This is a genomic window from Enterococcus moraviensis ATCC BAA-383, assembly GCF_000407445.1.
Classification (GTDB): Bacteria; Bacillota; Bacilli; order Lactobacillales; family Enterococcaceae; genus Enterococcus_L; species Enterococcus_L moraviensis.
In genome coordinates this window covers 715,576-739,384 of sequence record NZ_ASWB01000002.1, presented here as the reverse complement: position 1 = coordinate 739,384, position 23,809 = coordinate 715,576, and the positions used below count along the sequence as shown (strand labels likewise).

Here is a 23,809-nt window from a genome sequence, read left to right as displayed (position 1 = left end):
GATGACAAAAAAACTGCCAAGTGACGTATTCTTATTCGCCATTTGACAGTTTCTATTTTATTCATGTTCAGTTAACGTAATGACTTTACTCGCAACTTCCTCTAAAAAAACTTGGTCATGTTCAACCAAAAGCATAGCTGGTTTGACTGATAAAATCAGTGCTTTTAATTGTTCTTGATTAAACACATCCAGATAATTTAGAGGTTCATCCCAAATGTATAATTCTGCTGGTTGTGCTAAAGATTTTGCTAATTCGACTTTTTTTCGTTGGCCCATACTCATTTGTTCGATACGGTTTTGAAAGACTTCTCTTTCCATCCCTAATTTATGCAAATTATTAAGAAACGCTTGATGATCCAATCCTTTTTTTTCGGAGAACTCAAGTAAGGTTCCATGATTATCTTCATAATTTTGACGAACATAACTTATTTTTAAGTTGGTTGGTCGAATAACATCTCCTGAACTTTCCCCATCAAATTGGCCAAGTAAAAAACGGATGATCGATGATTTTCCAGAACCATTTCGTCCAGCTAAAGCAATTCGTTGGCCCTGATTTACTTCAAAAGAAATCGGCTGAAACAACGTTTGCCCTGCATACCCCAATACTAGATTTTCGACTGCTAATAATCGTTTGTGATGGGCTGGCTGATAATTCATTGTTAATGGATCGATATATTCGATATCTTTTAACAGTGCTTCTTTTTCAGATAGTTGAGACTCCATTCGATGCTCAATCGTTTTTGCACGCTTCATTGTGCGGGCAGCTCGTGCACCAATCGCTCCAGTATCATAGATTGCGCCACTGCCTTTTTCTGATGCTTTACCATATTTATCTTGCTCTTTAGAGCGGGACCATTCAGCCTTTTCTGCCGCTGTTTTCTTCAAACGGCTAACTTCTTTTTTCAACTTTTCATTTTGAGCCAATTCGAATTCATCTTTGATTTTCTTTTGCTCTTCATAAACTGAAAAATTCCCTTGATACAGCTCTAATTGGCTTTTCTCGATAGATAAAACATGATCGACCACTTCATCTACAAAACTACGATCGTGGCTGACTACGATAAAACCTTGGCGTTTCTTTTTTAAATATTCAGCTACTTGTTTACGTCCTACAATATCCAAGTGATTGGTTGGCTCATCGATCAAGGGAAAATGATACTCATCGATAAACAACAGTGCCAATAAGACTTTCGTCTGTTCTCCACCAGAAAGTGTCTCAAAATCACGCCATAAAATCTCTGGATCGACTTGCAACAAATTCAGTTCTCGCTCAATTTCCCATTGTTCAAACTCACTGATTTCTTGCAACACGTAATAGGTTAATTGTTGTTTGTTTTCAATTGGTTGTGGAAAATACAGAAAGTCCAATTGATGGATAATTTGCCCGTTATAGGCTAATTTATTTTGTAAGATATTTAGCAGTGTGGTTTTACCACGACCATTTCTCCCAATCAAGCCTAGTTTCCACTGTGTATCAAAGTTTAGATTTGCTTGATCAAAAAGTAACGTTCCTTGAGTATCATAGCCAAAGGTTATATTTTTTAGTTCAATTTTTGACATCGTCTCACCTCATTAAGAAAAGCGGAAGGAATCTTTCTTATTCCTTCTGTTCTTTTCAGAATCGGTCATACATTTGAGCGTACACAAAAAGATCCATACGCTGAAAAATCAATGCCAATCCTGAAAATCTGCACACTGCTCCCTTGATGATTCTTCAAGGTACAGTCTGAATGCAGCTTCAACAAATTGACTTAATTTTTCAACGCACGGATCCCTCACTTCGATTTTATTTCATTCAATATATCATGTTGTTTTTAGTTTTGTCAACTCCACATGTCTATAATTCTCAAAAATAATGGACAAAATGCATGTCCAACCTTGATGGACAGAAAAATTACGATACAACTACTTTTATTTATTGAATATAAATTTTCAGCTTTTCATATTGATTCTTATTATTTTTGAAAAAAGACTGTCAATCTCTATGATTCCTCACTTTGTCACCTGTTTTTCCTCTATACTAAGACTAAATAGAGACTACCTGAACGGAATCAAATGATAAGGAGATTATACAATGAAAATTGAACACATTGGTTTATGGGTAACAGACTTAGAAAAAATGCGGATCTTTTATGAAACGTATTTCAATGCAACTGCCTCTGAGCTTTACCACAATAAAAAAACAAGCTTCCATTCTTATTTTTTAACTTTCAATGATGGGGCAAGACTTGAACTTATGCAACGAGATGACGTCACTGAGCGCAATCATAAAGAAGAGAGTCTTGGTTTTGCACATTTGGCGATCTCTTTAGGCAATAAAAGCAATGTTGACACGCTTACCAACATTTTAGTGATGGAAGGTTATACATTATTAAACCCACTTCGAACAACAGGTGATGGTTATTATGAGTCTGTTATTGCAGATCCAGAGGGCAATCGTATCGAGTTAACGGTTTAAATTTGATGACAAATGGAGGAATTATGATGGATGTAAAAGCAATTGTGTTAGATATTGATGGCACTCTTTTAAATGATGAAAAAAAACTAACGACGTTAACAAAAGAAGCGCTGATCAACGCTCAAAAAAATGGGATCAAAGTTATTCTTGCTTCTGGTAGACCGACACCTGGCATGCTGAAATATGTTGAGGAATTGGAGATGGCGAAATACAATGGCATGATCGTTTCCTATAACGGCGCTCATGTCTTAGATGTCTCTACACAAAAAGAATTATTCAGCCAACCACTTTCGATTGAAAGCAGTAAAAACATATTAGAACATTTGAAACAATTCGATGTAAAACCGATGATTGCAAAAGACGAATATATGTATGTCAATGACGTCTTTGATGGGATGTTGGATTTAGGAGATCCTGATGGGTTGTTCAATATTATTAAGTATGAGTCACGTGGTGGAAACTTCCAATTATGTGAAAAAGAAGATCTCGCGGCTTTTGTTGATTTTCCTTTGCATAAAATTCTCGTAGCTGGTCAACCTGATTATTTACAAGAAAATTGGCAAGCCATTCTTGCACCATTTGAACAATCAGTCAGCGGTATGTTTTCTGCACCTGTTTATTTTGAGTTTACTGATAAGGGAATCGACAAAGCCAACGCGTTAGAACAAACCTTAAAACCACTTGGCATTCATGAAGAACATATTATATCATTTGGCGATGGTCATAATGATCTGTCCTTGATCAACTATGCTGGGATGGGTGTAGCAATGGGAAATGCTGTAGATGATCTAAAAAAAGCAGCAGATAAAATTACATCATCCAATAATGAAGATGGTATTGCCAAAGCATTGGCTGAATTACTATAAGTCAAAAGATCAGGATTATTTTCCTGATCTTTTTTCACACACATCGATCATAATCAGTTATAATTCATTTATACGAGTTGAGCTGAAAGGTGGTTTATGTGATGAATTTGATCCTTAAATTAAAAAACTTAGATAAACTTACTACAAGTGAAAAAGCACTTGTTGAATATATTCTCGAATTTCCAGAAAAAGTCATCCATTTTTCTCCAAAAGAATTAGCCGAGCATTCATTTGTTTCGATCTCAACCATTTACCGTTTGATAAATAAGCTTGATCTTGATGGCTTAAATGACCTTAAATTTGCTCTGGTAAATTATTTAAATGAGCATACAAGTGACCAGATTATCGATATTGATTATCCCATCTCATCTGAAGATAATCATTACGCTATGACTAAAAAACTAAAAACAGTCTATGAACAAACGGTTCAATCCACAATCGATGCAAACAATGTGGAAATCATGGCGTTTACAAATGTACTACTTGAAAATGCCAAGTTTGTAGACGTTTATGCTTCCTCTGCAAACATATATTTTGCTCAAAATTTTCAATTTCAAATGCAGGAAATAGGAAAAAGAATTCATGTCCCAATTGATGATTATATCCAAAATTTATCTGCCGCAAACAGCACACCTGATCATTTAGCTATTGTCGTATCTTACGAAGGACGCGGTTCCAGTGTTAAAAAAATCCTGCAAACGTTAAAGAAAAACAACAGCAAGATTCTATTGATCACATCGAAAAACAGTCCACTTTTAAACGAGGAAGTAGATGGTATTTTACTTTTTTCATCCTTGGAGAACCATTATAACAAAATTTCTTCTTTTTCAACAAGAATGTCGTTAATGTACCTATTTGATCGTTTATATCTTAGTTTTTTCAATCATGATTATGAACGAAACTTGGCGTATAAGCTAGAAAATTATCAGAAAATGAACCCTAATTTAGTTTAAGGATCTATACAAAACAAAAAAATCGTCCAGTCACTATTTGTCTGAACGATTTTTGTTTTATCTTATTGTAAAAGTCCTAAGTCACTTTTCATTTTTAATACACGATAGACAGATTGATTTAACTCTGCCTCGGAGTATGCCCCTTGCTCAATTCCTTGTAGAACATAGGGGATTTGCTCTTGAAAAGATGATGACAAAATCATATCGTTTCCCGCAATCAAGGCTTCTAAGCCCGCTTCTTCTTGCGAAATAAAATTAGCTAATCCAGCCATATCCATATCATCTGTCATAATAACCCCTTGAAACCCTAATTCATTTCTCAATACATCATGTACCGGTTTAGAAATGGACGCTGGTACGGTATCATCAATACTTGTTACTATATTATGTGAAATCATGATACTATCTGCACCCGCAGTAATACCTGCTTTAAACGGTAAGAAATCATTTTGTCTTAATGTGTCTAAACTTCTATTGTCGTAAACGATTTCTACATGAGAATCACGGTTATCGCCATAACCAGGAAAATGTTTTAACGTAGAGGCAATTTTTTGTTTTTTTAATTCCTCTACGCTGATTTTAATATACTCACTTGTTTTTTTCGCATCTAAGCCTAACGTTCGATCATAAATAAAGGCCTCTGGATCAGTAGCAACATCTGCATCTGGAAATAATCCACCTTGAATTCCATAAGAACGTAGAATTTCTGATTTTTTCTGAATATCAGAACGTATTCCATTAAGACCCGACTGTTGATAAATTTCCATAGGTGATTTAAACGGCTCAGCTACCAAGCCATTTCCCCCACTTAAACGTGTCACAAGTCCGCCTTCTTCGTCTGAAGCGATAAACAGTGGCAACTTACTCACTGATTGGTACGAAGCAATTTTTTGCTTTAGGCTAGCTGGTGATTCACCTTCAATGTCACGACCAAATAATATATAACCGCCTAAATGGTTCGCTTGAATACTCTCTTGTTGCCCTTCAATCGGTACTCGAGCTAAAAATAATTGCCCGACTTTTTCTTCTAAACTCATTGAATCAAGTAGCTCTTGAATTCTTTTTTCTTGATTTTCCACCGTCACGTCTTCCTCACTTTGGGTAGAATTGTTTTCTGCTGAAATGCTTCTTGCGTTTGTCTCATGTGTCTCTTTTGTTGATACAGCATGATCACTTTTATTTACGAACCAAATAACACTAAAACTGATTCCAAATATCAATAACAAGATGGCCACTGCGCTCATTATCATTGTTTTATTTTTGATGGTATTTCCTCCTTGCTTCACCGCTCTCATTTTAACAGTGTCACTATATTATAATTATGTTGGACCAAATCAGTCAATTTTTTCACCTATTTGCGCCTGATATTTTTGACAAAAAATTGTTGACATGAGATGCTTTCACTGTATCAAACTACAAAAAAGAGAGAAGGTTGGATTTTTATGGCAACAATGGTTTTTGTAAATTTTCCAGTCACTGACGTAGCACGCTCAACAGAATTTTATGAAAAATTAGGGTTTAAAAAGAATCAAGAATTTTCTAATGAACAAACTAGTTCGATGGTTTGGGATGATCATTTTTGGATCATGTTGTTAGATCATACATTTTATAGTCAATTTATCAAGGATAAAAAAATTGCAAATGCGGAGACAGAAAGTGGTGTTTTAATCGCGTTCAGTATGGAAAGTGCTGATGCTGTGAAAAAATTTGCTGAAACAGCTAAAGCAAATGGCGGCGATTTTTACAAAGTAGACATGGGAATCCCAGAAGACATCATGTTTGGATTAGAAGTGTTAGATCCAGATGGAAATATTTTGGAACCTAATTGGATGAAGATGTAAAATATCCTATTCAGCTTTAAGTGTGTTACGCGGATAATCAATTCCTCTCAATTAACTTCATTTCAAAAAGAGGCTGAGACAGGAACTCTACGAGTCCTATCTCAGCCTCTATAAATGGCGGGAAAAGCTGTAATTACAGCGTTACACTTCGATTATGTCACTTTCTACGTGAGAAGGCACTAAGAATTGAATGCTTCTAAAACAAACTAAGTTTAACACCTCTATCTGCCCTGTTTTGCTTCCGTTTAGTCCTTTCAACGGTTTGCAAATAAATTCCTTTGGAAGATGTTCTGGTAAACATTTCAAATTCGGTGTCATCAATTCATTCAATTCTGGACATTCAACAGCCTTCCTATCATAGAAAAGTGTCAATAATTGGCAGACAGGTTTCAACTTGTTTGCTTATTTTGTTGGTTGTAATATTGTCACGCTTTCTTCTTTAAATTCTTCTATATTTGATTCTGGAAGCGTCGTCGATACTGGCCATAAAACTATGTTTTCTCCATCCCAATACATATCTTTACCTACTGTATATGAACCATAGTTAATCAACAAGTGATTCCCTTCTACCTCGTAGGTTGCAGTCAGCCATCTCTCTTCACCATCTATTTTTTCTTTACAAAGAGTTCCATCAAAAATCACTGTACTGTTTTCACCATTATTCCCTTTGATAATCGATGTCCATGAAGACTGACCTGCTAAATTAGGATTTATGGCAGGTTTTAGTTTTTTGATAGTTTCCTCTGTGTATGGGAAAATTTCTTCATGGTGCGGTTCTAATACCACTCGTTTTTCTCTCGCTGTTGTAGGCTCTAAAACCAAGTTGTTTCCTTCTTTTTTCACTTGATAAGAATGAACTTCTTCGATTGTTTGATCGTTATCGTCAATTGTTTCATAAAACAAATCTAATTGATTCTCTTTAAAGGTATATCTAGGCGTCCCTTGCGTAAAATAGTGAATGATCACACGAACTTTGTCTTCACTAAAACTGAAATATTTTTCTTCATTTTGAACTTTCCAATATTTCGTTGAGTGTAAATTAGTGGTTGTTTGTTCGTTTTGACCTGCTGCAGAACCCGACGCTGCACTGGAAGCATTTGACATATTTACCTTATTTTTCCCTTCACCCTTTGGCCAAACCAACGTTCCTACAAACAGTAAACATACGACAACAACACTAGAAATAATGATTTCGCCCCATTTGTATTGTGACTTACGAAACCACGTGTTTCGTTGCCGTGATCCAGTTTCTAATGCTGTTAACGCTTCTTCTGGCACGTCGATTTTTTTCATTGCGTTCTCTAAGATCTTTTTTTCATTGTTAGACATAGTAATCCTCCCCTAATGCTCTTTTTAGTGCGTCACGTCCACGTTTTAAATTCGTTTTGACTGTTCCTTCTGGCACCGTCAACAGTTCACTAATTTCTTTCACTGAAAAATCTTGATAATAATAGAGTTGTAACGTTAAACGGTATTTATCTTCTAAAGATGTCACAGCTTCCAATACGTCGATTGTTTGATTTGTATTTTTGGATAAATCTGCTGGCTCTTCAAACTCAGAGGTGTTTTGCAATGCACGAATTTTGATTTTTTGGTTGATTACTTTACTTGCTTGTCGGGCCATTATCGTACAAAACCAAGTCAAAAAATAATCTGGTTCTTTCAACGTATGGATCGATTTCATTGATTGAATCGTTGCTTCTTGCATGATGTCTAGAGCATCATCTTTGTTACCAATATAAATGTATGCCATTTTATAGATATACGCATGGTTTTTTCTTAGTATTTTCCCTAGTGCATTATGGTCTCCTTTGATTGCTTTTTTAATCAACAAATTCTCTGAGTAACTAAACTTCCCCATTTTATCACCTCCTCACCCTAATAGTGTCAAAATTTTGTCTTTAGGTTTCACTAAATTTCTCTTTATTTTTATAACTAAAAAAGGTGTCTGGGACATAACTCTGCGAGTTATATCCCAGACACCTGGCATCCGTATAAACGGTGGGAGCAAATGGTCCTCAATGCTTCGAGGATCGAAGTGAAACGAGAACTGTAGAGGCAGAAGCAACTACTACGCTTCGCTTCGATCACATCAAATTCTAAGTACTAAAGCACTACGATTTGAAGGCTTCTTATTTATTTCTCGGAGTTAAACACTTCTGTTCCAACCTCAGATCAATTTAAAATCAATGAAGCACTGCTTTATTTTTCAAGTTCTTTTTTGCGTTGGTTGATTCTTGCCTTATTTACTGGGATAAACAGCTGAGGATCAATTTTTAGCAGTAACATCAATACAATAGTCGTTGTGATTGCTGTCGCTAAACCACTTAATCCGTTCATCACAAAAGAAAACAGCCACGGATTCATGCCCCAAAGAGCAAAACTTCCCCAAAACATGACACCCGCGACGAAATGCCAAAAATAACGCATAAGTGTGCCAAAAAATGAAGCATACATAATTATTCGGCTACTTTTTGCATACTCTTTATCTCGTATTGCTTGTTGTAACTTTTCGCTGTACACTCCTGCAAAACCAGCAAATCCAAACGCTAAAATATACTCAATAATGACCTGTGCTGGCATTAAATAATAGACTTGGGCTAATGGAAAATGCAACAATCCCCAAATAAACGCCGAAAAAAATCCTGCCTTCGTTCCTCTTCGTAAAGCATAAAGTGTAATTGGGATCATGCCTAATGATATTGAAAAACTACTTCCAATATTCGTCGGAATAAAGGACAAGACCATCGCGATTGCGGCAATAATCGTACCTTCAATCCAAATTTGTAATTCTACTTTTCTTTGCATAAAAAAATCCTCCTTGTAGAACAGCCAATTCACAAAGGAGGAGTAAAAGTTTCTATTTACTCCATCACAATTCCTACGCTCGTACTAACGAACAGGTTCGAAGGGTTTAGAGTTGCTACTCATTCTCAGCCATGGCTCCCCTTTGTGATGGGTTCTATTTAGTTTTTATTGTGTCATAATCAATGACAACACTAAAAGATTAACATGCTATCTGCTAAAAGTAAAGAATCTACTTACGAGAAAGATATTTTTCTGATAAGAACAGTATAGCATTTGGTCCGCTTTATAGAATAAAATAAAAAGAGTATTAAAAAAATCGGTACATTAGCTGATACATCCCCACTATTGGCGATGCTAAGTTCTTACAAGATAAGCTCCCCATGATTCAAAGTGTCCAAATAAACGGTGGGAGCAGAAACTGTATCATCTATTCAGCCTTACTTTGTTTAACTTAAAATATATTTTATCTCTATAACCTAGTATTCACCTTTTATAACAAAAAACGAGCCACGAATCGTTCCAGCTAACTTGGATTTTTGACGAGCAAATTTGAATTTACCTTCAAACTCTTTTGGAATATCCATTCCATCCGATAATTTAAACCCAACTGCACGTTTTCCGCCTTCTTCAAGCGTATACATCACATTAACGACTAAACCATTTTCGTAAAAAACGTAGGCCATCTTAATCCCCTCAACTTCAAACGTTGAGACTTCAAGTGCTTTATATGGAAATTTCATCTCTCGTTCAGCCAAAATCTTTTCAATCCAAGCGAGTGTTTCTGGCTCTTCACTAACTGGGACTGTTATGAATTCGTGTTTGTATTTATTCCAGTAGTAACGCGCTTCATTTGCACGTAATCCAGCCAATGTCTCAGCAACTGGAGACGTTTCCAACCCAATTGTTGAAACCTTCTTAAAATCTACTTTATATCCCATTTTTACTCCTCTTTTCTTATATGTATAGAAGTATTATAGGGGATGAATGAGCTAGTGACAAATAATAAAGACTAGCATTTCACTATTCAATTTTTTTGGAAAAAGGTGTAGAATTGTATCAGAATGAATTAGGAGGTATGAAAGTGAAAATTTTATATATTTCGATATCTGGCAACACGCGATCATTTGTCCAACGTTTGGCAACATATGCTTGTGATAAATATAACATGAAAATCGAAATCAAAGAGATTCATGAGAACTCAGCTTTTGAAGATGAAACAACTCCTTTTGTTACCTTTGTTCCAACTTACTTAGATGGCGGAAATGGTGTGGATAATGGCGATACAGAGATTCTTACTGAAGCGATGCGGGACTATTTGGAGCATCATGATAACTATCGCTATTGTTTAGGTGTGGTTGGGAGTGGCAATAAAAATTTTAATCATCAGTATTGCTTAACAGCAAAACAGTATGCACAAAAATTTAATTTTCCTTTTTTAGCAGATTATGAACTCAGAGGAACACAAGAAGATTTGGAACGTGTTTGTAGAATTTTAGCTGAGTTAATCAATAAATGATTTCATTTAACCTAAGAAAATAAGAGGGTGCTTTTTAAGCCCCTCTTATTTTCTGGTTTTATCTTATAGTAATTCTTTTCTTAATTCTTCATCTGTTCGATCAGATAAATATTTAGGGGCAATATCTAAAACTGTGTACGCTCCAAAATGTTTTTCTTTTGCTAACCGAACGCAAGCTCTAGCATAAGCAACTAAAACACTGGCAGTAAATTCAGGATTACTTTCTAATTGCAACTTGTATTCAATCACTTGTTTGGTCTTTTCGTGTGTTGTTCCAGTGTGAATCACGGTTCCGCCATGAGGCATTGCTTTATGATTTTCATTCAGTTCGTTTTGAGAAATAAAGTGAACTTCTGTATCATAGTCAGCAAAATAATTAGGCATCGTAATAATTTCATTGCGAATTGCTTCTTCGTCTACCCCTTCACCAAGAACTACAAAACACTCTCTAAAATGTTTGTCCCTAATTGCTAACGCTAGTTCTTCACCTGCTTTAAGTTTTTCAATGACTTCACTATTTGGAATAGTATATTGAACTGCATCAACTACACCTTCAATTCGTCGTAAGGCATCAGAATGACCTTGACTAACACCTTTGCCCCAAAATGTATTCGTCTGCCCCACCGGCAAAATACTTTGCGCATACAACCGATTCAAACTGAATAAACCTGGATCCCATCCCGTTGAGATAATTGAGGTTGTTTGATTTTCTTTTGCTACATGATCCACTTTAGCAAAATGCTCTGGAATTTTTGCATGTGTATCAAAACTATCAATGGTATTAAATAAATGTGTCCATTCAGGGGTTTGTGTTGGTAAATCAGTTGCTGAACCACCGCACAAAATACAAACGTCTATCTCCCCTTTTTTATCTTCGAGCTGATCCATCGTAAACGCTTGAGCGCCTTCTGTTTGAACTGATTCAGGAGCTCTTCTTGTATAAACACCTACTAATTCCATATCTTTTTGTTGTTTTAGGGAACGTTCAACGCCACGACCCAGGTTCCCGTACCCGATGATTGCTACTTTTATCATACTTACATTCCTCCACTTCTATAACTCAAATTATAGCAAAAGAGAAAGTGGTCTGACAATTGGAAGTTCAAATCATTGGATTGATACAACTGAACTAGTTTAAATTTAATTGTTGTTTTAGTGCTGTTATGACCTTATCTCGTTCTTCTTCGGAGATCCCTTGATATGAAATCCCTTCTTCACCAGTATACCCATCACCCGTAAACCCTTCGCCTTGCATTTGATAACTTTCAATATTCTCCAAAGCCTTTTGATAATTTTTCATCAATAACATCATTTGATCCAGTGTCATATCCGTCTGACCATTTTCTCCAATAACATCCAGTAATTCTTGGTAGCGAAGGACGCTTTTCATTGAGGTCAATTCTTTGGTAAGCTGAATTGTAACTTCACGTTGTCTTTTTTGTCTACCATAATCACCCAGGGGATCTTCATAACGCATTCTCGCATATTGAAGTGTTTCCCAGCCGCCTAGATGTTGTTCTCCTTTTGGATAGTGAATCCCCTCAGCATCAAATTCAAAATCATTATTGACCGTTACACCGCCAACAGCATCGCTTAATGCCGCCAAACCGTCCATATTAATCACAAAATAATGATTGATGGGAATCTCTAAATAATGTTCGACTGTTTCAATCATCATCTCATCACCACCAAATGAATGAGCATGATTGATCTTGTCATAAACCCCATCTTTTCCGATGATTTCAACATAAGCATCTCTTGGGATACTGGTGATCGTTGTTTTCTTCAACTGATTATTAACCGTTACGACCATTATCGTATTTGCTCGAAGATCCGTTTTACGTTTTGAATCATTGGCAATCCCTAAAAGTAAAAAACTAACTGGCTCACTATTCGTCAACTCAACTGATTTCGTTTTACGATTCAATGGTTGATAGATTTTATCTGCGGTTTTTTGAACATTTTTAAAAACTGTAGCACCATAAACTGACGCACTAGCAACTACTAATAGAAGCAGCGTTAACACACTTAAAATTGTTTTTTGTATAAATCTTTTTTTCGAAAGAGCTGTTTGAAATGTTCTATTTAGATATATTCTTTGCAGGCAAACATAAGAAAGATTCACCCAAGCAAAACTCAATAGAAAACCTGCCATAACATCACTTGGAAAATGAACCCTTAAATAGATTCGACTTAATCCAATCAAAAGAACATAAGCAATCACTATTTTTTTTAGTAATAAACCCTTTTTGTTTTGCTTTGAATAGATCGTTTGGACACTCAATAGAATTGAACAAGCTAAACACATCGCCAACAGTGAATGACCACTTGGAAAACTGTAAGAAGTCTTTTCAACTAATTGAGTGACATCGGGGCGAGGTCGTGCAACTGTGATCTTGAGTATATAGCCTAATGCGCTGACAACCAATATGTTGCTACTCATCCAAATCGCTACTAACTTATGTTTATTTCGCCATAAGATAACTGAAACGATCAAACTAATGATAAAAGTTGGAATGATCGTCGCCGTTTTAGCAAATACAGTTACAATACTGGTTATAACAGCATTTGCCTCCCAATCAAATTGATAAATCATCGAATCTACATAAGTAAACCACGAAACCTGGTTTACAACTAAAACTGTGAGCACTGAAAACAGCACGATACTAACTAAAGCTGGCGTAAATTTTTTTTCTTTTAACGTATTCATGTAATAAATCCCTTCATTTCTCATATTCAATATGAGCGTAAGCGCAATGCTGGTTTTTCTAACTATCCAAATGATTCCAAAGAAAAACCGCTTGAACTTACACTCCTAACAATCAGAAGTGAAACATTCAGCGGTGGATTTCTCCGTCGAGTTACACTCCTAAAAAACACAAGCAGGTACCTAGACGTTAAAAAAATCAGCAAATAGACAGCCTATTTACCAATATAAAAAAGCCAAACATGTTTCCCTATGACGTTTGACTTTTAATCAATCTCATCGTCTGAGTTTTAGCACTATACAACGTAAAGAACTATTCTTAGCTATTTTATGAAAAGCCTTAATTCGACAATTCCTGTTTTACACATTGGCGTCTTTCGACGTTTCTGCGCAATAGCCTATGTTTGTATAGGAGCCTCACCTAACAAGGTTATTTATCTATTTATTTTTTTAAATAATAACGCTGAAAATTGTTTTTTTCAAGCTATTTTAAGCCTCTTTATGTTTTCTTAATTTAAAACAAACAAACTTCACAGCGTATTTTTTGAGTAAAGAAAAGAAGCACTTATCAAAATGATTTTGATAAGTGCTTCTTTTTCAGTCGTTTTTACTCGTCTAACTCTTCAAATTGTGAGTTATAAAGTGATGCATAATAACCACCTTGTGCTAGTAATTCTTCGTGCGTTCCTTGTTCTTTGATATCACCGTCTTGCATATAAAGAATTTTATCTGCATCTTTGATCGTTGATAAACGGTGAGCGATAACAAATGACGTACGACCAGCCATTAAGTTGTTCATTGCCCCTTGGATCAAGCCTTCTGTTCTTGTATCAACAGAAGATGTGGCTTCATCAAGGATCAAGATCGGTTTGTCTGCTAAAATTGCACGAGCAATTGTTAGTAATTGTTTTTGACCTTGGGAAATATTTGAAGATTCTTCATTTAATTCCATGTTGTATCCGCCAGGTAATGTTTGGATAAAGTGATGAACATGGGCAGCTTTTGCTGCTTCATAGACTTCTTCATCTGTTGCATCTAACCGGCCGTAACGAAGATTTTCCATGATAGTTCCTTTAAATAACCACGTATCTTGTAGAACCATCCCGATATTTTTTCGTAAATCTGCACGATTAAAGTCTTTGATATTGTGCCCATCGATTTTAATGGCGCCAGAAGTTACATCGTAAAAACGCATCAATAATTTGACCATCGTCGTTTTACCAGCTCCAGTTGGTCCAACGATTGCTACCGTTTGACCTGGATCAACATGTGAACTGAAATCATTGATAATGATTTTATCTGGCGTATAACCGAAACGAACATGGTCAAAATCGACCATCCCTTTCGCTTTATCGATTTTAACTGGATTTGGTACAGTTTGTGCTTCTTCATCTTCTTCAAGAAATTCAAAAACACGTTCCGCTGCTGCAGCCATTGATTGAAGTAGATTTGATACTTGAGCCAATTGCGCGATTGGTTGTGTTAAGTTGCGGACATATTGGATAAATGCTTGAATATCTCCGACAGTGATCGTACCATTATACGCTAAGATCCCACCAAAAATTGCTACTGCAACATAGCCTAAGTTTCCGACAAAGTTCATGATTGGTTGCATCAAACCAGATAGAAACTGAGATTTCCAAGCTGATTTAAACAAGACATCATTTTGTGTTTTAAATTCTTCAAGAGAGTTTTCTTCATCATTGAATAAACGTACAATATTGTATCCACCGATTGTTTCTTCCACTTTACCATTGATTACACCAAGATATTCTTGTTGTGTCTTAAAGTATTTTTGTGAATTTTTTACAACGATTAGGATCAAGATCATTGAAATCGGTACGATCAAAATTGCAATTCCTGTCATTTTTACAGAGATTGATAACATCATAACGATAACCCCAATAATGGTAAAGACAGATGTGATCAATTGTGTAATTGACTGATTTAATGATTGGCCTAGTGTATCTACGTCGTTTGTGATACGTGAAAGTACTTCACCAGTTGTACGACTTTCAAAATAATTCATTGGCATACGATTGATTTTTTCTGAAATTTCTTTCCGCATGCGATATGTGATTTTTTGCGAAATCGTTGACATGATCCACCCTTGGATAATACCAAAAGCAGATGCCACTAGGTATAAACCTAGCATGAATAATAGAATACCGCCGATTTTATCAAAATCAATGCCACCGGTTCCTTGGTATTTTTTGATTAAGCCGTTGAATAATTCTGTGATCGCTTGTGATAAAATTTTAGGACCCCAGATATTAAATACGGTTGAAGCAATTGCAAAGATCATTACAAAGAAAACGGGTATTTTATAAGCACCAATATAGGAGATTAATTTTTTTAGTGTTCCTTTAAAGTCTTTGGCTTTTTCTACTGGAGCGCCTTGTCCAGGTCCGCGGCCGCCACGAGGGCGATTTTTTGTTTGTTCTGCCATTATTCTTCGCTCCTCCCTACTCAGCTTCTTCTATGCCTAATTCAGCATTGCTCAATTGTGATTGGGCAATTTCTTGATAGACAGTGGATGTTTTCATTAATTCGTCGTGTGTTCCATGATCGACAACACGGCCTTCATTTAGAACGATAATATTATCTGCGTGAAGAATCGTTGAGATTTTTTGAGCAACAATGATTTGTGTCGCACCTTTGATGTTTTCAGATAATGCTTTACGCAAAGCCACATCTGTTTTATTGTCAAGTGCTGAAAATGAGTCATCAAAGATTAAGATCTTAGGGTTTTTCGCCAAAGCTCGAGCAATAGATAAACGTTGTTTTTGTCCACCAGAAACATTTGTTCCGCCTTGAGAAATTTCACGATCATAGCCTTTTTCGTTAGAATCGATAAATTCTTCAGCTTGGGCAATTTCAGCCGCTTTTTTCATTTGAGCATCCGTGATAGCAGCATCCCCAAATTTGATATTAGACGCAATATCACCTGAGAATAAAATTCCTTTTTGTGGCACAAACCCAATAATTTCATGTAATTTATGCAAACTCATTTCGCGTATATCAATTCCATCGATCGTGATTCTTCCACCCGTTACATCAAATAAACGTGGAATCAAGTTTACGATTGTTGATTTTCCTGAACCAGTTGAACCAATCAAGGCCGTTGTTTGCCCTGGTTTAGCCGTAAAATTGATGTGATGTAAAACATCTTCATCTGCATCACCATAGCGGAATTCTACGCCTTCAAATTTCACTTCACCTTTAAAGTCATGATCATCTTTAGGATGTTCAGGATCTTTGATTGTTGGTTCTGTTTCAAGGACTTCTTCAACACGACCAGCTGCAACATTGGCACGAGGTAGAATGATCGAAACCATAGACAACATCATAAAGGCCATAACGATTTGCATCGTATACGTGATAAACGCCATCATATCCCCAACTTGAAGTTGACCGTTGTTCATGTTATGTCCACCGACCCAAACAATCAATACGGAAATACCATTCATTAATAGCATCATTACTGGCATCATGATCGACATTGCACGGTTAACGAATAATTGAGTTTTCATTAAATCTGTGTTGGCACGGTCAAAACGTTTTTCTTCAAATTTTTCACGAGAAAAGGCACGAATGACAGGCAAACCTGTGATAATTTCACGAGAAACTAAGTTCACTCTATCCACTAAATTTTGTAAAGCCTTGAATTTAGGCATTGTTGTTAATAACAAGCTCAATACTAAAACTAGAACTGCAGCTACTGCAACTCCAACGATCCAGCCCATGCCTGTTCCTGTTTGGTAAACATTATAGATTCCACCAATACCTAAGATCGGTGCGTATAAAACGATACGCATGATCATCACAATTCCCATTTGCATTTGTTGGATATCATTTGTATTACGTGTGATCAATGAGGCAGGAGAAAATTTTTCCATTTCAGTATTTGAAAATTGCAAGGTCTTTTCATATTGACCAACGCGCAAATTTCTACCAACAGATGCGGCCACGAGAGAGGCAATCAATCCAACAATTATCGCAGCAACCGCTGAGACAAGCGTTAAAAGAACCATTTTCGTTCCTGTTTTGACCATATAATCTGTTTGGATTTGTTGCGTATTCATATCTAATGCTTTATATTCAGCAAGTGTTAGTTGAATACCAACCGTTTTCATTGAATCTTCACCTAGATCACCTAAGCTTTTTTTTGTTTCCTTACGTGCAGATTCAACTTTAGCTGGCATTGCATCTGTCGTTGTTTTAATTGAATCAGCTAGCTGTTTGGCTTCAGCACCTTTGGCTTGCGCTTGGGTAGCCAATTCTTGCGCTTCTTGTCCTTGTTCCATTGCTGTTGCTGCATCTGTCGCAGAAGCAGCCGCCGTACCAGCTTCTTTAGCTTGCTCCCCTAAAGTTGTGGCTTCTTCACCAAGTTTTTTTGCTTTAGTAGCGTCTTCACCGATTTTTTTATAGTCCTCGATGATTCCTTTTGCTTCACCTGCGCTTGATGAGTCTTTTGATTGAGATGAAGCCAGCATCATCATTGGTAGATTAAAGATGTCTGCTAATTTTGCTTCTGTCATATCTTCTTGAAGGTTTAGTTTATACACTTCAACTTCTTTTCCATCGATTTTTTCAGTCGACAGTTTGTAATTGTCTTCAATTGTTTTTTTCTCATCATCTGTCATGAACATTTCGATTCCCTGAAGAGTTGTTTTCCTGATTTTTTCAGGTGTGGAATATTCAAGCCCTCCTTGTTGAATACCGACATCGACGATACCCGATGTTAATTTTGGTAAGCTTAAATCACTATTTGCCTGTACAACTAAAAGCACAAGAACTGCGATGACCGCATACCAGTATTTGCCGAGATATTTGAAAATCTTCACTATTGGTCACCTTCCTCTTTCTGGGAAATTTGTTGGGAGTAGTCTACGAATTTCGCAGTCAGCTCGATGAACTGTTTCGTCTCTGTTTCTCCCATTAGTTTAAAAATCTGCACAATCTTATCACGCATTTCTTTCTTTTGTAGCTTTGCTGCTTTTTTTCCGCAATCGGTCAAGGTAACATTGATACGGCGGCGATCATCCGGATCCATCTTACGTTCGATTTGCCCTTTTTTTTCTAAACTACCTAAAACTACAGCAATACGCGCGCTAGATAAGTTCAGTGATTCAGCTAGGTGTTTTGGACTAGTAGGTTCACCATACCGCGCGAGAAATTTGATCACGATACTTTCACCCTGATTGCTTTTTTCTAGTCTACTAAAAGCACTATGCCGATTTTGAACCATTAGTCGCATCAGCTCTTGTTCGGCTTCTTCTGCGTATGACATATGACTCCTCCTTTTTTCAAAATAATTACTTCCACCATTAATAGCTAACAGTATTAGTAACTAATGCTGTTTGATATTAACGCAAATAGCTTTTGATGTCAATAGGATTGATTCAAAAAAATAAATGAATACGGTTTTATTTAAAAAAGTTAAAAAAGTGTTCTCTATTCTATTGTATTTTTGGATGAAATGATAAATAAAAAACCTCCAAAAGTTAGATTTTCAGGTCTAACTTTTGGGGGTCAGTACAACGCGACTAGATTTTCTATTTTTTCTGCTGATTGGAAGATTTTTATATTATACGAATACCACCATCTATTCAGCATTCAAGGCAGCCATCGTAATATAATTATATGGTTGATTAAAATGGGGTAAAAAGAACAAATCGAGCAGTTTTAGTTCATCAATAGTAAGATTTTTTTGTATTGCAAGGGAAAATAGATGGATCGCCATAGAAATATCTGCACGTGATGACATTTGTGCACCGACTATACGTCGTGTCTCTTTTTCATAAACAATACGAATTGCAACCGAATGATTCTCCGTCATAAACGCTGGTTTTTGCAAATCGGTGTAATCTGTATATAACACCTCAAGCTGATGCTTTTTGGCTGCTTCTACTGACAGACCTGTTGAAACCATATTTAAACCAAAAATAGAGATCCCATTTGATCCTTGTACGCCGCTTGATGCCAGTGGCGTTCCACCAACATTATGACCTGCGACGATCCCAGAGCGTACAGCGTTCGTTGCCAATGCAATATATGTCATTTTTCTTAATGCGTTAGAGTAAAGAGTTGCGCAATCTCCTACCGCATAAACAGAAGGATCACTAGTTTGCTGATTTTCATCCACAAGATAAGCACCATTTTCAAATAATTCTAAGTTGCTTTTCCCTAAGCTATTATTGGGTAAGAAGCCTATCGCGTTAATTACTAAATCAACTGCATATTCCCCTTTATTCGTTACGATTTTTTCCACTTTGTTTGAGCCTTTATAAGCAGTGGCGATTTCATCAAAATGTAGTTCAATACCGTTTACAGATAAATTACGATCCATTTCATCTGTAAACTCTGGGTCATAGTAGTTTGACAGTGAGCGTGGTGCACCATCAAACAGAAGTACATCCTTTCCACGACGCTTGATCGCTTCAGCGATTTCACCCCCAATATAACCCGCGCCGATAACTGCTACTTTTCTGATTGAAGTCAATCCTACTAACTTATCCACGGCTTGTCCGTCTTGAAATTTCTTTAAAAAATGAATGTTTTCTAAGGTATTGCCTGGTATTTGGGGCGCTATTGGAATAGAACCTGTCGCTAAAATCAACTTGTCATATTCCTTATAAAAGGTTGTTCCGTTACTGTCTTTACAAAAGACCTTTTTAGCGTAAAAATCAATTCTTTCAACTGCTGTTTCTAAATAAATGCTTGCACCTTTCGCTTCAAATTCTTCCTTAGTAGCGTAAAAGAGCTGATCTGATGATTCAATTTGTCTGCCGACCCAAAGTGCTGTTCCACAACCTAAATAGCTTAGGTTTGAATTTTGCTCGATCATCGTGACTTCTTGATCTGGATAATGCGCAAGTAATGTATTGGCAGCTGCGATCCCGGCATGGTTTGAACCAATAATAATTGTTCGTCTCATTTTGTCCCTCCAGTTTATTGAGTAAAAAAGACGAAACACATAACGGTTATCAGTGTTTCGCCTCTTTTAGATTTTCGTTATTGTGCTTGTGTCATCGGTAAAATAGTTTCAACTTCTGAATGTGGACGTGGGATGACATGAACAGATAATAGTTCACCCACTCGTTGTGCCGCTGCAGCTCCTGCATCTGTTGCTGCTTTTACAGCACCAACATCTCCACGTACCATAACCGTTACGATTCCGCCACCAACTAACTCTTTTCCTACTAATGATACGTTAGCCGCTTTGACCATTGCGTCTGCCGCCTCAATTGAACCGATTAATCCTTTTGTTTCGACCATTCCTAGTGCATCTGATTTCATTATAATTTCCTCCTAAGATTCTATATATTATTTTTTTTGATCACAATTTCAGTATTGGGTGTTAACCCAAGTGCATTTGCTTCTTCTGTATCAATGTGGCATTCTAACCCCGAATTTTTGACCGCTCGAATAATAACATTCGCTAAACTGCCGCCTCGTTCACCTGGTAATTCAATTGTGACAGACTCACCGTCATGTACACCAAATTGACTTGCCTCGTTTGGCAACATATGAATATGACGTTTTGCGACAATCACGCCTTCAATGATTTCGGCAGATCCTTTAGGACCAATCAGCGTTACGCTCCCTGATCCAGTTAAATCGCCAGACAAACGCAAAGGAGCTTTGACGCCTAGTTTAAAAGAATCACTTTGTAAAATTTCTACTTGAGTTTGTTTTCTCACAGGACCTAGAATGCGTACTTTTTCTATTGCACCTTTTGGTCCGCAAATCATCACTGTTTCTTTACAGGCAAATTGTCCTGGTTGAGACAGATCCTTCAATTTTGTTAATTGATAATCGTGACCAAATAATTTTTCCACCTCTTTTTGAGATAAGTGGATATGGCGATTTGAGATACCTACTGGAATTCGTCGAGGTTTCGACACTGTTGTTGTTTGAGTTTGGTTTGGTTCAGCCAATTTCTCTAGCAATTTCCCCAGTAACTCTTCATAATTATCCAACTTCATCATTCCTTTTCCAGTTAATTCATACTTGCTAAGACTTGGCGAACGACATTCGCTAATTTTTCTACATCCGTATCATTGATTGTCTTGTTCTCTGTCGGCAATGATGTCGTTATAGTTGCTTCTGTTTTTCCGTAAGTAAAAGTTGGATCGTCTTGTACTAATGTAGTGACTTCTTTTAATCCATATGCCACTTTTTTGATGTTTAATAGATGTTTTGGTCCAACGTTTTCTGAGACTGAACTACCACCAAAAGTGCCACAACCTAAGGTAAACGAAATCGGTAATCCTGTACTGATTCCTGTTCCACCTTGGCTACCTCCTGTGTTGACTAAAATTCGTGAAGCAGGTTTAGCGGCAAATTTTAGTACGATATCACGGTCATTGGTGTGTAAACTCATCGTATGCCCAATCCCATTTTGCAATAATTGAATACTTAGATCACAGGCTTCTTCCCAATTATTAACAACATAAAAGGCTAAAACTGTTGTAAGTTTTTCAAAGGATAAAGGATAGCCTTGTCCAACACCGCCTTGTGGACCAATCAAGACTTTCGTTTCTGCTGGAACGCTAATTCCTGCCGCTTCAGCGATGACTGTTGCAGCTCTTCCCACAAATTTTGCATTCATAGCATAGCCATTTTTGAAGAGTAATTTACAGACTTTATCTGTTTCTACTTCTGACATAAAATAGCCACCTTGCGCTTTTAACTCTCTAATGACAGAGTCTTTATTGACTTCTTCGCAGATAATCGATTGCTCAGATGCGCAAATAGTCCCATTATCGAATGTTTTAGAGGCTATGATTTTTGCTACTGCACTTTTTACATCAGCTGTTCGCTCGATATAGGCTGGTGAATTCCCCGCACCTACGCCTAAGGCTGGTTTTCCTGAACTATATGCGGCTTTCACCATTCCAGGACCACCTGTTGCGATGATCAGGCTCACTTCTTTAGCATGGAGTAATTCGTTAGTGCCAGCCATTGTTGGAATAGACAAGCAACTAATGATGTCATCTGGTGCTCCTGCTGCTACAGCAGCACGGTTTAATAAGTCGGCCGCTTTTTTGGTACACCCAACCGCTGTCGGATGTGGTGACAAAACAATGGCATTTCTTGATTTTAATGCGATCATCGCTTTAAAAATAACCGTTGAGGTCGGATTAGTGGAAGGAATGATCCCTAAAACTAAGCCAACTGGTTCTGCCACATCAAATGTGCCTTTTTCAGGGTTTTCTGCTATGATGCCAATTGTTTTCTCGTTTTTGATTTCTTCATATAGTAAGTGTGATGCCGCATGGTTTTTGTATGTTTTATCCATTACTTTACCAAAACCTGTTTCTTCGACCGCTCGTTCAGCCAAACCAACAGCATATTTACTCGCCGCTGTCTTCATACTTTGTAAAATTTGATCAATTTGTTCTTCTGAAAAAGCTGCGATTTTATCTGCGGCTTCTTTCCCTTTACGTGTCAAATCGCGGGCTTCTTGAACAGAACGTAAATCTTTATCGAACATTTCCATTTGTATTCCTCTATTCGTTAATTATTAAACTATCCATTAGCGCTTTGATCAATTTTTCTTTGTTTGCACGATGGATATTTTTTTGTGGGATGCTAAAAGTTGGCTGCTCTTTTGCTAATTTTCTAAGTTCAGTTACTTTCATTTGCTGCAATTCATCCAGTAATTTCTCTTTAGGCTCTTGTTCAATCATTTCTGTTACTTCTATTATTTCTATGTGCTCTTCTTTCGATTCAGGTGCTTTTCTCTCTTCTATTTTAGTGACTTCTTCCACGAAAGAACGTGCATCAACGTCTGGACGCGCAATGACATGAGAACCAGCTAAAAGTCCTTCCCCTAAATGCTGAACGCTAGCGATTGCAGCTTGTATAGCTGTTTCGACTGCTGCGACATCACCTGTGATCAGCACCGTATTTAGACCACCACCAACTTGCTTTTTACCTAAACAATGAACTTCGGAAGACTTCAACATAGCATCTGTGGCTTCGATCAACGCCAATAATCCTTTCGTTTCAATCATGCCGATTGCTTGATTCATTTTCTACACCCCACTTTTTAATTTTCCAGATAAAATCGTTACTTTGTTTGAAGTAGACCATTTAACAGCAGAATATTGTGGGACATAAACGATATCTCCTTTATTGACATCAAAAATCGTATCATCAATTGTCACCTGAAGATCACCTTCTATCACATAATTGATTGTCTCAACCGTCTCTTTTTCATAGAGCTGACTCGCTTCTATTTCTAAGATTCCAAGATTAAAATGTCCTCCTTCTGACGTTAAAATTTCCTGATAATGAACGCCATCATCTGTATTATTGACAGGTGAAAGTTTTATCGTAGAGCCCCGGATTATTTTTACCCCACTTGAATGTTCTTGATAGTCAAATGGACAATCGTCGAACTCGCTCATCCCAGCTTCACTCAACAGATTTTTTAACAAAGACACTAATTGTTCTTTTGTGATTTTCTGTGTATCAGACAAAGTATCTTGCCGTTTGGACAGTTTTTCTTGAAAGGTCATGTGATAGTCTTCTGCTAAATCTTTGGCAGAAGGTGTGATGATCGTTTGGTTATCGATCAAAATCATTTGGTTTCCTTTGTTATGAAGTATTTCAATATCTTTTGCACAAATCAGTTTTTTCATTTTGT

22 protein-coding genes and 2 riboswitches are annotated in these 23,809 nt (G+C 36.8%); of the genes, 5 read left to right on the top strand and 17 right to left on the bottom strand.

What is annotated here, in order from left to right:
- Positions 1-57: 57 nt before the first annotated feature.
- Complete coding sequence (locus I586_RS09475; protein WP_010765358.1) at positions 58-1,560, bottom strand: Lsa family ABC-F type ribosomal protection protein; 1,503 nt, start codon at positions 1,558-1,560, stop codon at positions 58-60.
- 514 nt (positions 1,561-2,074) lie between these two features.
- Between I586_RS09475 and I586_RS09470 the strand changes: the two genes are divergently transcribed.
- The 3 genes from I586_RS09470 to I586_RS09460 all read left to right on the top strand — a co-directional run bounded on the left by I586_RS09470 (position 2,075) and on the right by I586_RS09460 (position 4,277).
- A complete protein-coding gene (locus tag I586_RS09470; protein ID WP_010765359.1) occupies positions 2,075-2,458 on the top strand; it encodes a VOC family protein in 384 nt (127 codons plus the stop codon).
- 26 nt (positions 2,459-2,484) lie between these two features.
- Positions 2,485-3,324 (top strand): Cof-type HAD-IIB family hydrolase, encoded by an 840-nt coding sequence (locus tag I586_RS09465; protein ID WP_010765360.1) that lies wholly within the window; start codon positions 2,485-2,487, stop codon positions 3,322-3,324.
- Between the two features lie 101 nt (positions 3,325-3,425).
- Positions 3,426-4,277, top strand: a complete 852-nt coding sequence (locus I586_RS09460; protein ID WP_010765361.1) for a MurR/RpiR family transcriptional regulator — start codon at positions 3,426-3,428, stop codon at positions 4,275-4,277.
- Between the two features lie 62 nt (positions 4,278-4,339).
- Here the strand turns inward: I586_RS09460 and I586_RS09455 are convergent, their stop codons facing one another.
- Entirely contained in the window at positions 4,340-5,572 is a 1,233-nt protein-coding gene (locus I586_RS09455; protein ID WP_010765362.1) for a glycoside hydrolase family 3 protein, read from the bottom strand.
- A gap of 147 nt (positions 5,573-5,719) precedes the next feature.
- On the opposite strand from I586_RS09455, the gene I586_RS09450 reads away from it, so the two are divergent.
- Entirely contained in the window at positions 5,720-6,118 is a 399-nt protein-coding gene (locus tag I586_RS09450) for a VOC family protein (protein ID WP_010765363.1), read from the top strand.
- A 402-nt stretch (positions 6,119-6,520) separates the two neighbouring features.
- Here I586_RS09450 and I586_RS09445 read toward each other — a convergent pair whose 3' ends face one another.
- The 4 genes from I586_RS09445 to I586_RS09430 all read right to left on the bottom strand — a co-directional run bounded on the left by I586_RS09445 (position 6,521) and on the right by I586_RS09430 (position 9,864).
- Entirely contained in the window at positions 6,521-7,447 is a 927-nt protein-coding gene (locus tag I586_RS09445) for a hypothetical protein (RefSeq protein ID WP_010765364.1), read from the bottom strand.
- Complete coding sequence (locus I586_RS09440; RefSeq protein WP_010765365.1) at positions 7,440-7,979, bottom strand: sigma-70 family RNA polymerase sigma factor; 540 nt, start codon at positions 7,977-7,979, stop codon at positions 7,440-7,442. Before I586_RS09440 ends, I586_RS09445 begins: the two co-directional genes overlap by 8 nt.
- A gap of 341 nt (positions 7,980-8,320) precedes the next feature.
- Entirely contained in the window at positions 8,321-8,926 is a 606-nt protein-coding gene (thiT, locus tag I586_RS09435) for an energy-coupled thiamine transporter ThiT (RefSeq protein WP_010765366.1), read from the bottom strand.
- Positions 8,927-8,979: 53 nt separating this feature from the next.
- A riboswitch (TPP riboswitch) is annotated at positions 8,980-9,078 on the bottom strand.
- Positions 9,079-9,402: 324 nt separating this feature from the next.
- Positions 9,403-9,864, bottom strand: coding sequence for a hypothetical protein (locus I586_RS09430; protein ID WP_010765367.1), 462 nt, complete (start codon positions 9,862-9,864; stop codon positions 9,403-9,405).
- Between the two features lie 143 nt (positions 9,865-10,007).
- Between I586_RS09430 and nrdI the strand changes: the two genes are divergently transcribed.
- Positions 10,008-10,442 carry a class Ib ribonucleoside-diphosphate reductase assembly flavoprotein NrdI gene (nrdI, locus tag I586_RS09425; protein WP_010765368.1) on the top strand — a complete coding sequence of 145 codons (435 nt, stop codon included), beginning with the start codon at positions 10,008-10,010 and terminating at the stop codon, positions 10,440-10,442.
- 63 nt (positions 10,443-10,505) lie between these two features.
- Here nrdI and I586_RS09420 read toward each other — a convergent pair whose 3' ends face one another.
- The 11 genes from I586_RS09420 to I586_RS09370 form a co-directional block, all read right to left on the bottom strand.
- Positions 10,506-11,477, bottom strand: coding sequence for a diaminopimelate dehydrogenase (locus I586_RS09420; RefSeq protein WP_010765369.1), 972 nt, complete (start codon positions 11,475-11,477; stop codon positions 10,506-10,508).
- A 94-nt stretch (positions 11,478-11,571) separates the two neighbouring features.
- Positions 11,572-13,152, bottom strand: a complete 1,581-nt coding sequence (locus I586_RS09415; RefSeq protein WP_010765370.1) for a phosphatase PAP2/LCP family protein — start codon at positions 13,150-13,152, stop codon at positions 11,572-11,574.
- A 265-nt stretch (positions 13,153-13,417) separates the two neighbouring features.
- Positions 13,418-13,585, bottom strand: a riboswitch (M-box (ykoK) riboswitch).
- 171 nt (positions 13,586-13,756) lie between these two features.
- Entirely contained in the window at positions 13,757-15,598 is a 1,842-nt protein-coding gene (locus I586_RS09410; protein WP_010765371.1) for an ABC transporter ATP-binding protein, read from the bottom strand.
- A gap of 16 nt (positions 15,599-15,614) precedes the next feature.
- Entirely contained in the window at positions 15,615-17,996 is a 2,382-nt protein-coding gene (locus I586_RS09405; protein ID WP_010765372.1) for an ABC transporter ATP-binding protein, read from the bottom strand.
- Positions 17,996-18,442, bottom strand: a complete 447-nt coding sequence (locus I586_RS09400) for a MarR family winged helix-turn-helix transcriptional regulator (RefSeq protein ID WP_010765373.1) — start codon at positions 18,440-18,442, stop codon at positions 17,996-17,998. The genes I586_RS09405 and I586_RS09400 overlap by 1 nt, the downstream gene beginning before the upstream one ends.
- Before the next feature lie 315 nt (positions 18,443-18,757).
- Positions 18,758-20,089, bottom strand: a complete 1,332-nt coding sequence (nox, locus tag I586_RS09395) for a H2O-forming NADH oxidase (protein ID WP_010765374.1) — start codon at positions 20,087-20,089, stop codon at positions 18,758-18,760.
- Between the two features lie 77 nt (positions 20,090-20,166).
- Positions 20,167-20,451 carry a BMC domain-containing protein gene (locus tag I586_RS09390; RefSeq protein ID WP_010765375.1) on the bottom strand — a complete coding sequence of 95 codons (285 nt, stop codon included), beginning with the start codon at positions 20,449-20,451 and terminating at the stop codon, positions 20,167-20,169.
- A 20-nt stretch (positions 20,452-20,471) separates the two neighbouring features.
- Positions 20,472-21,143: a phosphate propanoyltransferase gene (locus tag I586_RS09385; protein WP_010765376.1), complete on the bottom strand. Its 672-nt coding sequence runs from the start codon at positions 21,141-21,143 to the stop codon at positions 20,472-20,474.
- Between the two features lie 11 nt (positions 21,144-21,154).
- Positions 21,155-22,657, bottom strand: coding sequence for an acetaldehyde dehydrogenase (acetylating) (locus I586_RS09380; RefSeq protein ID WP_010765377.1), 1,503 nt, complete (start codon positions 22,655-22,657; stop codon positions 21,155-21,157).
- A gap of 10 nt (positions 22,658-22,667) precedes the next feature.
- Positions 22,668-23,192 carry a BMC domain-containing protein gene (locus tag I586_RS09375; RefSeq protein WP_010765378.1) on the bottom strand — a complete coding sequence of 175 codons (525 nt, stop codon included), beginning with the start codon at positions 23,190-23,192 and terminating at the stop codon, positions 22,668-22,670.
- A gap of 3 nt (positions 23,193-23,195) precedes the next feature.
- Positions 23,196-23,804 carry a cupin domain-containing protein gene (locus I586_RS09370; RefSeq protein WP_034702145.1) on the bottom strand — a complete coding sequence of 203 codons (609 nt, stop codon included), beginning with the start codon at positions 23,802-23,804 and terminating at the stop codon, positions 23,196-23,198.
- Positions 23,805-23,809 lie beyond the last annotated feature (5 nt).

Coding starts and splice junctions, on each gene's coding strand:
- I586_RS09475 (WP_010765358.1), bottom strand. CDS start 1,560: ATGTCAAAAATTGAACTAAAAAATATAACCTTTGGCTATGATACTCAA.
- I586_RS09470 (WP_010765359.1), top strand. CDS start 2,075: ATGAAAATTGAACACATTGGTTTATGGGTAACAGACTTAGAAAAAATG.
- I586_RS09465 (WP_010765360.1), top strand. CDS start 2,485: ATGGATGTAAAAGCAATTGTGTTAGATATTGATGGCACTCTTTTAAAT.
- I586_RS09460 (WP_010765361.1), top strand. CDS start 3,426: ATGAATTTGATCCTTAAATTAAAAAACTTAGATAAACTTACTACAAGT.
- I586_RS09455 (WP_010765362.1), bottom strand. CDS start 5,572: ATGAGAGCGGTGAAGCAAGGAGGAAATACCATCAAAAATAAAACAATG.
- I586_RS09450 (WP_010765363.1), top strand. CDS start 5,720: ATGGCAACAATGGTTTTTGTAAATTTTCCAGTCACTGACGTAGCACGC.
- I586_RS09445 (WP_010765364.1), bottom strand. CDS start 7,447: ATGTCTAACAATGAAAAAAAGATCTTAGAGAACGCAATGAAAAAAATC.
- I586_RS09440 (WP_010765365.1), bottom strand. CDS start 7,979: ATGGGGAAGTTTAGTTACTCAGAGAATTTGTTGATTAAAAAAGCAATC.
- thiT (WP_010765366.1), bottom strand. CDS start 8,926: ATGCAAAGAAAAGTAGAATTACAAATTTGGATTGAAGGTACGATTATT.
- I586_RS09430 (WP_010765367.1), bottom strand. CDS start 9,864: ATGGGATATAAAGTAGATTTTAAGAAGGTTTCAACAATTGGGTTGGAA.
- I586_RS09420 (WP_010765369.1), bottom strand. CDS start 11,477: ATGATAAAAGTAGCAATCATCGGGTACGGGAACCTGGGTCGTGGCGTT.
- I586_RS09415 (WP_010765370.1), bottom strand. CDS start 13,152: ATGAATACGTTAAAAGAAAAAAAATTTACGCCAGCTTTAGTTAGTATC.
- I586_RS09410 (WP_010765371.1), bottom strand. CDS start 15,598: ATGGCAGAACAAACAAAAAATCGCCCTCGTGGCGGCCGCGGACCTGGA.
- I586_RS09400 (WP_010765373.1), bottom strand. CDS start 18,442: ATGTCATACGCAGAAGAAGCCGAACAAGAGCTGATGCGACTAATGGTT.
- nox (WP_010765374.1), bottom strand. CDS start 20,089: ATGAGACGAACAATTATTATTGGTTCAAACCATGCCGGGATCGCAGCT.
- I586_RS09390 (WP_010765375.1), bottom strand. CDS start 20,451: ATGAAATCAGATGCACTAGGAATGGTCGAAACAAAAGGATTAATCGGT.
- I586_RS09385 (WP_010765376.1), bottom strand. CDS start 21,143: ATGATGAAGTTGGATAATTATGAAGAGTTACTGGGGAAATTGCTAGAG.
- I586_RS09380 (WP_010765377.1), bottom strand. CDS start 22,657: ATGGAAATGTTCGATAAAGATTTACGTTCTGTTCAAGAAGCCCGCGAT.
- I586_RS09375 (WP_010765378.1), bottom strand. CDS start 23,192: ATGAATCAAGCAATCGGCATGATTGAAACGAAAGGATTATTGGCGTTG.
- I586_RS09370 (WP_034702145.1), bottom strand. CDS start 23,804: ATGAAAAAACTGATTTGTGCAAAAGATATTGAAATACTTCATAACAAA.